General features: G+C 44.3%; 8 protein-coding genes and 1 pseudogene. 2 read left to right on the forward strand and 7 right to left on the reverse strand.

Annotation, left to right across the window (positions count from 1 at the left end; genetic code table 11):
- The 5 genes and pseudogenes from QUA62_RS27305 to QUA62_RS27325 all read right to left on the reverse strand — a co-directional run.
- A pseudogene (locus QUA62_RS27305) lies at positions 1–390 on the reverse strand (hypothetical protein); the annotation flags it as partial.
- Positions 383–598, reverse strand: a complete 216-nt coding sequence (locus tag QUA62_RS27310) for a hypothetical protein (protein ID WP_333407978.1) — start codon at positions 596–598, stop codon at positions 383–385. The gene QUA62_RS27310 and the pseudogene QUA62_RS27305, both read right to left, overlap by 8 nt.
- Positions 599–871: 273 nt before the next feature.
- Positions 872–1894 carry a tetratricopeptide repeat protein gene (locus QUA62_RS27315; RefSeq protein ID WP_333407979.1) on the reverse strand — a complete coding sequence of 341 codons (1023 nt, stop codon included), beginning with the start codon at positions 1892–1894 and terminating at the stop codon, positions 872–874.
- Positions 1895–2069: 175 nt separating this feature from the next.
- Positions 2070–3260: a cysteine desulfurase family protein gene (locus tag QUA62_RS27320; protein ID WP_333407980.1), complete on the reverse strand. Its 1191-nt coding sequence runs from the start codon at positions 3258–3260 to the stop codon at positions 2070–2072.
- 85 nt (positions 3261–3345) lie between these two features.
- Positions 3346–3747 (reverse strand): DUF7682 family zinc-binding protein, encoded by a 402-nt coding sequence (locus QUA62_RS27325; protein ID WP_006631653.1) that lies wholly within the window; start codon positions 3745–3747, stop codon positions 3346–3348.
- A gap of 191 nt (positions 3748–3938) precedes the next feature.
- On the opposite strand from QUA62_RS27325, the gene QUA62_RS27330 reads away from it, so the two are divergent.
- Positions 3939–5600, forward strand: a complete 1662-nt coding sequence (locus QUA62_RS27330; protein ID WP_333407981.1) for a DUF655 domain-containing protein — start codon at positions 3939–3941, stop codon at positions 5598–5600.
- Positions 5601–5799: 199 nt separating this feature from the next.
- Entirely contained in the window at positions 5800–6444 is a 645-nt protein-coding gene (locus tag QUA62_RS27335) for a hypothetical protein (protein WP_333407982.1), read from the forward strand.
- A gap of 136 nt (positions 6445–6580) precedes the next feature.
- On the opposite strand, the gene cax is transcribed toward QUA62_RS27335, so the two are convergent.
- Together cax and QUA62_RS27345 are read right to left on the reverse strand one after the other, a co-directional pair.
- Positions 6581–7681, reverse strand: coding sequence for a calcium/proton exchanger (gene cax, locus QUA62_RS27340; RefSeq protein WP_333285156.1), 1101 nt, complete (start codon positions 7679–7681; stop codon positions 6581–6583).
- Positions 7682–7901: 220 nt separating this feature from the next.
- Positions 7902–8360 (reverse strand): hypothetical protein, encoded by a 459-nt coding sequence (locus QUA62_RS27345; protein WP_333407983.1) that lies wholly within the window; start codon positions 8358–8360, stop codon positions 7902–7904.
- Between the last annotated feature and the right edge of the window lie 209 nt (positions 8361–8569).

The following is an 8569-nucleotide window of genomic DNA, read 5'->3' on the forward strand; positions in this document are numbered from 1 at the left end:
GGCAACTGCTACGTTATTTTGAGTTTGAGCAAACTTTTCGCTTCCCGGTTGCCGATTGTGTAAAACTATTTGATAACCAGTAAGGGCAATTTCAATATTATTCGCTATACTGCCAAGGGGAAAGTTTTTAATATGATTACTCAAATTTTCAATAAGGGTGACAATGAACTCAATTGCTTCTGGATTTTGGGAAATTAACGTCTGGGCTACTTGCTGTAAAGTCTCGGCAAAACGGGCATTGAGGAGATGTTGCCGTTGTTTTAGTATCGGGTAAATTACTTGAATACCGCTATTGCGAGCTGCTTCTGCTTTCAATAATTCTCCGATAAATTTTGCATATTCTTGGGAATCTTCACCTTCGGAGTGAACTCGATCGCCGTTTTCATTCATAGTTATAGTTAATAGTTGATAGCGTTGGCATAATTGCTGTAGGGGCGGCTCCCCCAACCATCTTTAATACCCACAAACAATCCCCATAAACCCGCCCCCACCCCACCGAAGAAATTCGATCGCTTGTTTCCAATTTTCCTACAAATGCGATCGGTCGTTTTCCGGTTTTCCCGAAAGTGCGATTCCCTACGGGATAGCTTCGCTTCACGGGAAATTGTCGTTGGGAGGGGGCGGGTTTATTTCAATTGTTGGTACTCATTAGAGATGGTTGGCGAAGCCGCCCCTACACAATTAATGGTATGACAAACTAATAATTGGAGAGAATTTATTTTAGCCTAATTATGGCAAAAGGTGCTAGGGAGCGATCGACCGTTTTCCAATTCTCCAAATGGCGAGAAACCGGGTTTTTGCGAAGATATTTAATCGGAGGCGAAGATATCGGAAAAAACCCGGTTTCTGAGATTGTTAAAGCTGCATCACTTTAGGCATTAGCCAGCTTCTTTTTAATCATTGCCCAATATTCAGGGAAATGCTCACGGGTATATACTGTTAAAGCTGCTTCATAAAACGATCGCGCTTTTTCGAGATTTTCATCCCGCGAACCGTTGATTCTGTCATAATAGGCATTACCTAGGTTATATTGAATCATTGCCCAATCTTCAGGAAACTGTTCGCGGGTACGAACAGTTAAAGCAGCCTCAAAAAATGCGATCGCGCGATCGATATTTTCCGCCCGCGAACCGTTGATTCTGTTGGCGTAAGCAGCAGCTAGGTTATTTTGAGCCATAGCCCAATCTTCCGGGAAAGCCTCAAGGGTATAGACTGTTAAAACAGCGCCATAAAGGGCGATCGCCATTTCCACATTTTCGGCCCGCGAGCCTTTTATTCTGGTAATGTAGGCAGCAGCTAAGTTGTTTTGAGTTTGAGCAAACTTTTCGCTTCCGGGTTGCCGATTATTTAAAACAACTTGATAAGCAGCAAGGGCAATTTCAATATTATCCGCTCTATTCCCACCGGAAAAATTACTAATATTAATGCTCAAGTCTTCAACGAGGCTGACAATTGAATCAATAGTTTTTGCATTTTCCCCACCAACTAACCTCTCGACTACTTGCTCTAAAATATCCGAAAAACGAGCATTTAGGAGATGTTTTCGTTCAGCTAGCATCGAGTGAATTACTGCTGTATTGCTATTGCTATTATCTTCTGCTTGCAATAATTCTAGAATAAAGTTTGCATACTCTTGGGGATTTTCACCTTCGGAGTTATCGCCATCGTTGGTATCGATTAATTGTGCTAGCTGAGCAATCAGATTCCGCAGGAAATTAGCGCCGTTTTGTCCTCCTTGCTGTGCCATTTTTTCGGCTACCAACTCGCAAGTTTCCAGAAAGTGGACATCCAACAATTCTGAGTTATCTTGTAATATCTGCGGTTCTTCGCCGTTGGGGCAATTCAGCAGGGTGTGAATTAGTTCTAGGTAGGCTTGGGCGCGGCTTTCTTCCATTATGGGGAGTTGTGAATAATATCGGGTTTATTGTAGCATGGTTGTGGGTTTTGGGGCTTGTTGTACGAGATGCAGACGGCGGTTGAAACCGCTTCTACACAAACGATGTCCATGCCAAGCGGACTGAAGACAAGACGGCGTTTTCCAACCGCCCAATCTTCAATCGCCCAGTTTTCTAATTCCTACACAATGCTACCTTTGGCATTAATCTATCCAAAATTTGCTCGATCGCAATTACTGTCCAATCAATATCAGCTTCTGTGGTTTCTCGTCCTAGAGTCAAGCGAATTCCACCAACTGCGCCGATTTCGTCATATCCCATTGCTAATAATATCGGACTGGGAGTTAGTTTTCCGCTGCTACAAGCAGAACCGGAACTAATGCCAATTCCGGCTAAATTTAACTGTCTCACCATAGTTTTGCCTGTGATTCGCCCTGTGTCTCTCTTTTGGTAAGGGCGACAGGATGGGGAGACGATGCAAAAACTGACGTGGTGGGGCAGTCGGTAATATCGATCGCCAGTTGGTACTAAACTGGGTACGTGGGATAATCGGTCAAAAAGTCGATCGCGCAATGCAATTAACCTCGGCGTTTCCACATCTATTTCCTGCAAAGCTAACTCCGCCGCCACCCCAAAACCGACAATTACCGGCAGCGCTTGCGTCCCGGAACGCAGTTTCAATTCTTGGCCACCGCCCCCCAACATTGGCACTAATTCTACTCCCGGACGCACGTAAAGCGCGCCTGCACCTTGCGGCCCGTAAAGTTTGTGACTGGAAACCGAAAGCAAGTCTACGGGCAGTTTCTGCACGTCAACTTGCAGCTTGCCGGCAACTTGAACTGCATCGGTATGAAACATGATATTGCGATCGCGCGCAATTTGCCCTAATGCCTCGATTGGTTGCAGCGTGCCAACTTCGCTTTGTCCGTAAATGATTGAAATTAAAACTGTATTCGATCGCAGGGACTCTTGCAAATCCAAAGGGTGAATGCGCCCAAATTTATCCACTGGTAGGCGCGTCACTTCCCATCCCAACTGTTCGAGTTGTCGCGCCGGTTCTGCTACTGCGGAGTGCTCTACGCTGGAGATAATAATATGCTGCGGCTTTGTATAAAGACGCGCAATTCCCATAATTGCCAAATTGTCCGCTTCAGTGCCGCCACTGGTAAAAATCATCGATTCCGGTAGCGCGTTAATCAAGCTAGCAACCTGCATTCTTGCTAATTCTAAAGCTGTCGCCGCCCTTTGTCCCCACTCGTGCAAGCTGGAAGGATTGCCCCACTGCTGAGTCAGGGCTTTTTGCATGGCTTGAATCGCTTCTGGGCGTGCGGGTGTTGTGGCGCTATAGTCGAGGTAAATTTGCATGATAAATAACTAATTAATGAATGTTGACTGTTGACTCTTGACTGCTGACTGTTGTGAGTGGCTACCAATAACCAATAACCGATGACTAACTTCCTGGTTTACAGACGTTGTAGTCTTCGTGCGACAAAACTTTTTGGGGAATTAAGAAAGTGCCGCAATCTTCACAAAGCATTCTGTAGTTGCGAGTTACAGGAATACTGATTATCAAACGGTTATGACGCAGGCGTTTGCCGCCGAAATCTCTGTAATTCTTATTTTCGCCCAAAGCTGCTATAATTGCCCGGGCTTTAGTGACTACGTGGTCGGGCAGACCTCTGAGATCGATGATATCTCTAGCAAATGATGCTTCCCTCTCTTGTTTTTTGGTTTGTTTTTCTGCCAGCACTTCAACGTAATGCTGCTGCGCCACCAACTCTTGCGTGCAGCGATGGCACGCTTTACCATATCCTTTGTGACCGCACGGAAAAATTGTTTTTCTTTTAGCCATAAAGCAGCGGTATCGGGTTTGACCCACGCCCCTGAATGCTGCTACCCTACCAGTGATGCTTCCGGCATCGAGGCAGTTCTACAAGACGTAAAATCTATTCCCTTGCATAAATTTAATAGGTTGTAACTTTACTCGATCCAATAGCTTTGAACTGTGGTTCGGCTAATAACCTCTATTTTTTTAAAAATTTTGTGGCTGTATTGTATTATCATTTAGTCGGTTTCTGTTGTGCTGGGCTGGTGGCGCTCAATCTGGTGGGCTGCGGACAAACAAAGCAAGACGTGCAGAATTTACCTCTCAGCCTGGCTCCATTGCCTCAAGACCCCTTGTTGCAAGTATACTTCAATCAGTCGATCGCTTCGAGTTATACAGAGCCTTACCGCCAGCAAACTAGACCTGGAGATGATTTAGAAAAGTCGATCGCTGTTGCGATCGCCAGTGCTGGATCGACGGTAGATGTAGCGGTTCAGGAGTTTCGCTTGCCCAGTATTGCGAGGGTTTTGGCCGATCGACAGCGATCGGGAATTAAAGTGAGATTAATTGTCGAACATATCTATAGTCGCCCTTGGAGCGATTTTACAGCTCAGGAGTTAGCGAAATTACCGGAAAGAGAGCGCGATCGTTATACCGAATTTGTGCAACTTGCCGATCGCAATAAAGACGGTAAATTGAGTGCGGAGGAAATCAAGCAAAATGATGCTTTGGTAATTGTCAAGGATGCGGGTATTCCTGTAATTGACGATACTGCTGACGGCAGTAAAGGCAGCGATTTGATGCACCACAAATTTGTGGTGATTGACGGCAAAACCGTAATCGTTACTTCGGCTAATTTTACCACAAGCGATATACATGGCGATTTCAAGACACCATCAAGTCGCGGCAATGCGAACAATTTGGTGAAAATTGAAAATTCTCAAGTAGCGCAACTATTTACTCAAGAATTTAACATCATGTGGGGCGACGGGCCCAAGGGCAAACCGGACAGCAAGTTTGGCATCAAAAAGCCGTTTCGTCAAGTGCAAAAAGTAAGAGTAGGGAATTCGACAGTTGGGGTACAATTTTCGCCGACGGCTGCGACTTTGCCTTGGGAAAAAAGCGCCAACGGTTTGATAAATCGAACTTTGGGTAGTGCGAAAAAGTCGGTTGATTTGGCCCTGTTTGTATTTTCGGCTCAGCGGTTGTCAAATACTTTGGAAATTGAAGCTAGCCGGGGAGTTGCGGTGCGAGCTTTAATTGACTCTAATTTTATTTATCGCTCTTATAGTGAAGGGTTGGATATGATGGGGGCGACTTTGATGCAAGATTGCGGGTTAGAAACTGACAATCGCCCTTGGAGAAAGCCGCTGACTGCGGTGGGAGTGCCGCTTTTACCAATAGGCGATCGCCTGCACCACAAATTCGGCGTTGTGGACGGCAAAACGGTGCTTACAGGTTCTCACAACTGGAGTGAGGCTGCAAATCACGGGAATGACGAGACGCTGCTGGCGATCGAGAGTCCCGTAGTTGCAGCCCATTTTGAGCGGGAGTTCGATCGGCTTTACAAAGGTGCAACCTTGGGAATTCCCGCCCGAATCAAACAGAGAATTGATGCTAAGAAAAAACAGTGCGATTCACTACAAGCAGCATCAAAATCTGCGGCAGCCAAACCTCAAATTGCTGCTAAAAAGTTAGTTAATTTAAATACAGCCAGTCAGGAAGAATTAGAAACCTTGCCCGGGGTAGGCCCGAAGTTAGCCGAGAGAATTATTGCAGCGCGACAACAGCAACCTTTCACCTCTTTGGAGGATGTGGCACGGGTACAGGGAGTCGGGGACAAGATTTTAGATAGATGGCGCGATCGAGTAACTTGGTAGTTAAATTCGTATTCAGGACTTCATTCCTGGCTCTACAAAGTTCGCCGTCAGGACTTCTGTTTTTCCTTTCGCAACTCAGCATCAAGGACTCAAATCTTCACTAGAAAACTATGCGAGCGACTTTGACAACATATCTGCTCTCAAGTTAAAATAATAACTTGTTAACAAAAGGCTATCTATTTACATTAGAGGTAGAGAGATGAAACACGCCCTATTTGTTACGGGGAGACCAAAAATCAAATTTATAGCTATTTTGCTGGGGGCATTTTTTTTGACGCTAGCAGCTTTCACAGTCAGCGCTCAGCAGACTAACAACGCACAATTTAGGGTCAAAAACGAAAACAGTTTTAATATTAATTTGATTCAATTTAAGCGCGTTGAATATGTAGGTACTTGTGCCGGTACTGCGATCACGCCTGATTCGCAAAGCGCTCGATTTATCTCCAGCAAAACTCCTCCCGGCCCTAACAGAAGGGTGATAATTAAAAATGTGACTGATGGCATGGAAAGTAACCCCTATCCCTACACAGACAGAAGTTACAATAAAGGTGAGTTCTCGGAGGATTTTGGATTTAAGTTGGGTAACAGTCACAAAACAAGAACTTTTTCGGTTTTAGAGGGAGAAAATAACTTTCTCTATGAAATCAAAGAAAATGACCAAGTTATAGAACAAGGTTCGCTTACGGCTCAAGTTTCTATACAAAACTTAGGTACTTTTCCCCGTCAGCAAATTTGTGAAAATAAGGTAGAATGTCGAAATAGTTATGATTGTCGCGACCGTAAAGGCAGAAAAAGAAGTTGCAAACGAGAGTGTTTTCCTGTTCAACAGTGTCGCTGTCCGTAATCACTTTCTGCCCTAAAATTATTTTTTTAATTAACAGCAGAAGACAAAGAGGAATAGCAAACCAGAAACAAGATAAGTTATTTTCCAGGGAAGAGCGGCAACCACGGGGGATTGCCCCTCCAAAAAAATTGTTAGTTCAAGTAATGGGGTGAAAGTAAAATGCCGCTCCTAACACGATATATGTTGCTAAAAGCAGCACTCCTTCAAGCCAATTAGAGCGCCCGTCGATACTGATTAGATTGGCAATTGTCACTGCGATGGCAACTGCAACTACTTCAAAGGGATTGAAGTTTAAATCCATCGGCTGATGAATCACTAATCCGATAATTACCAACACCGGCGCTACCAGCAAAGCAACTAGCAAACTCGAACCCATTGCGACAGAAACTGACAAATCCATATTGTTTTTCATCGCAACTCCTACCGCAGTTACATATTCGGCCGCGCCACCAACAATCGGCAATAGAATTACCCCTGTAAATAGCGGCGTCAATCCCAATCCTTTGGTAGTTTCTTCGACAACACCAACGAAAATTTCTGATTCAAAAGCAACGGCAACAGTTGAGGCAACTAGCACTCCTATCCACAGCCACAAATTCGGTTTGTGCGTAGTAGATTCCTCTTTGGCATTTTGAGGATTTTCTGACTCTAGTTCGAGTAACCCAACCTCGTAAAGATAGCTGTGAGTTTTTAATGAAAATAGGAGAGTTAGAGCGTAAACTGCAATTAGGACGATCGCAGTTATTAAGGAAAGATTCTGAATGGCTGCAGGTTCGACTCCATTGGAGGTGTAAATTACCATTGTCGGCAGCAGAATTGCAATCACTGCTAGAGTCATTGTGGAACCGTTCACCCGCGCGATTATTGGTTTAAATTCTTGTTCTTTGTAACGGATTCCTCCTAGCAGCATGGAAAATCCCATGACTAAGAGCAAGTTGCTGATAATTGTACCGGTTATGCTGGCTTTTACAATGTCAATTAAGCCAGCTTTCAGGGCAACTATTGCAATAATTAATTCCGTAGCATTGCCGAAGACGGCATTTAATAAGCCGCCTATGGAGGGGCCTGTAACGATCGCCACTTCTTCTGTTGCTGTACTCAACCAAATCGCCAGAGGTATAATGCCTAAAGCGGATGTGATGAAAACTGCCAGGGAACCCCAGTGCAAATACTCAGCGGCGATGGAAATGGGGATAAAAATTAACAGCGCTATGGAAAGAATCTTTTTGATTGACATAGGAACTCGGATGGTGTATTGAAGAGTGAGGTTTAGCTGTCGCGGCGCTCGTCAAGTTGATTTTACATGATTCAACTATCCTCTGACTCACCCAAATACGGATACAAGCCCCGGACTTAAGTTGTGGAGAGCAATCATGGTTTAGAAAAAAGTTTTAGCCCCCCGCAAACGGCTGTGGAGTTAATCTAAAATCTAAAATTTGAACGAGACTGACTGTTGTCTATCTGAGAAAAAGTGCGCCGTCATTCCGAATCCTTAAAGATGTTTTATCCAACCCTAAATCATTTGTCTCGTCTAATCTTACCTCTAGAGTTCCTTCGCCACCAGGTTTCAAACTGGGTTTCAATAATGCGCCATCTAGCCGCCTAAATACAATTGAGGCCGGTAGTGTCAATGCTGGCAGCGCGACTGTTGAATTTTCCGCTAAACTCTGGCGGTTAGTCTGTCCAACCACGTAAAAAAATAGTCGATCGTTGGTTTTATTCATTAATCTAACATTGACTTTGCCATTAACTGGAACTATCTTCCCGTCAGGAACTCTTTCTGGTTCGTTAGTTGGGGATATTTCGCTAGCAAAACTCGCATACTGGGTTAAAGGCAAAAAGCTGTTGCCTGCTACGGCTAAGCTGACAGCCACTAGACTTGGCAGCCAGGTTTTATCGATCGGTAACTTGCACATTTTTTTTATTGACTTTGCCGCGAAAAATTCTAATAAGCGATTTTACCTTATCCTGCTATTTTCTGACAAGTCGCCTAGGAAGTAAATTCGAGCTTTTTATAGCTGACACATTAGCGGTAAAGATGGAATTTGAATATAGCAATTCCATTTGAGATGTAAATATGGATTTCTCTGGTAAAATAGGAAAGTTTGATAATAAATGAAAGGGA

The organism is Microcoleus sp. MON1_C1 (assembly GCF_036701945.1).
In the GTDB taxonomy this organism is placed as follows: Bacteria; Cyanobacteriota; Cyanobacteriia; order Cyanobacteriales; family Microcoleaceae; genus Microcoleus.

Coding starts and splice junctions, on each gene's coding strand:
- QUA62_RS27315 (WP_333407979.1), bottom strand. CDS start 1,894: ATGGAAGAAAGCCGCGCCCAAGCCTACCTAGAACTAATTCACACCCTG.
- QUA62_RS27320 (WP_333407980.1), bottom strand. CDS start 3,260: ATGCAAATTTACCTCGACTATAGCGCCACAACACCCGCACGCCCAGAA.
- QUA62_RS27325 (WP_006631653.1), bottom strand. CDS start 3,747: ATGGCTAAAAGAAAAACAATTTTTCCGTGCGGTCACAAAGGATATGGT.
- QUA62_RS27335 (WP_333407982.1), top strand. CDS start 5,800: ATGAAACACGCCCTATTTGTTACGGGGAGACCAAAAATCAAATTTATA.
- cax (WP_333285156.1), bottom strand. CDS start 7,681: ATGTCAATCAAAAAGATTCTTTCCATAGCGCTGTTAATTTTTATCCCC.
- QUA62_RS27345 (WP_333407983.1), bottom strand. CDS start 8,360: ATGTGCAAGTTACCGATCGATAAAACCTGGCTGCCAAGTCTAGTGGCT.